The sequence below is a fragment of the Microcoleus sp. N9_A2 genome (assembly GCF_036701775.1).
Lineage (GTDB): Bacteria > Cyanobacteriota > Cyanobacteriia > Cyanobacteriales > Microcoleaceae > Microcoleus.
In genome coordinates, this window is the sequence record NZ_JAUBRH010000167.1 from 1 (window position 1) to 1,063 (window position 1,063).

General features: G+C 42.4%; 3 protein-coding genes. 1 reads left to right on the forward strand and 2 read right to left on the reverse strand.

All coding sequences use genetic code 11. The annotated features are described in order from the left end of the window. Positions 1 to 114 precede the first annotated feature (114 nt). Positions 115 to 243, reverse strand: a complete 129-nt coding sequence (locus QUA44_RS30575) for a zinc ribbon domain-containing protein (RefSeq protein ID WP_333310118.1) — start codon at positions 241 to 243, stop codon at positions 115 to 117. Here QUA44_RS30575 and QUA44_RS30580 point away from each other — a divergent pair. Next, entirely contained in the window at positions 187 to 495 is a 309-nt protein-coding gene (locus QUA44_RS30580; RefSeq protein ID WP_333310121.1) for a hypothetical protein, read from the forward strand. The two genes, QUA44_RS30575 and QUA44_RS30580, sit on opposite strands and share 57 nt — an antisense overlap. 194 nt (positions 496 to 689) lie before the next feature. Here the strand turns inward: QUA44_RS30580 and QUA44_RS30585 are convergent, their stop codons facing one another. Beyond that, complete coding sequence (locus tag QUA44_RS30585) at positions 690 to 1,001, reverse strand: group II intron maturase-specific domain-containing protein (protein ID WP_445243722.1); 312 nt, start codon at positions 999 to 1,001, stop codon at positions 690 to 692. Positions 1,002 to 1,063: the final 62 nt, after the last annotated feature.

The following is a 1,063-nucleotide window of genomic DNA, read 5'->3' on the forward strand; positions in this document are numbered from 1 at the left end:
CTCACGATTATCTCGGATGATTTACTTTTATCCCCTCCATCTGCCTATGTGCCAGTTGGGGGTGCGGAATGTGGGTTTAAAGCTCGATCTCTGATGGTTTTTGCAGCGCCAATATCAGCGTGTTCGTGATAGCCACATTCGACACAGATGAACGAACTTTTCACCATCTCTATTCGACTTGTCAATATGACCGCAATTCCTGCATTCTTGGCTAGAGTGTTTAGGATTGATTTTAATTGTGATTTTTCCTTGCTTCACAGCAAGATACTCAATCTTCAAAATCAATTCACCCCAACCTGCATCAGAGATAGAACGATTCAAACCTTTTTTTCTGGATTGTCCATTCTTAAGAAACCTCCCAGCTTTTTCGTCAGTTGTCAGCTTGCATCGGCGCATCAGTTTGAGTCGATGTGGGGTATTATCCCCAGCACCTCTCAGTTAGAACTGGACGTGCCCGTTTCCGTGCATCCAGCTCCCGATATTCTTGGGGATTGACCCTTTTGCTCATGTGTAAGTGGTCATGACAGGATTCGTGCATTGCTAGAAGATTTTTAGGTTTCCAGTTATCATGATTCTCGTCGATGTGATGTAGATTTACTCGCTCGTCGCTCATAAACTTCATTCCACAGTGACCGCATGAATGGCTTTGCTTTTTAAGGGCTTTAGAGGTCAAATCATCGTATAACTTACTATTGCGTTCGCTCGCCTTTGGTCAAATCTCCGTCGTAGGGCGATTTATCCCCTTTGACGTTGATGTGTTTGTTTTCAGAGTAAGGAACTGTTGGAAATGCCTTCTTAACAAGCTTAACGCTTGATTCTCTGGTATTTTTGGTTTCCTGGTTAAATACCGTGTATGTTCTGTGATTTAAGAACCAAAGTGAAAATCTTGCTCCTGACATATCACAGAACCTATGGTAATTTCTCCATCCTCTAACTATTGGTGCTAGCTTTTCGGCTTTTACCTGAGAACCATAATTCGAGCAATTAACGTAAGGATTCAGGTCAAAAAAAACTTAAGTGACGGCATCTGGTAAAATAAACGAATGAAAAAGCCCGCAGCCAC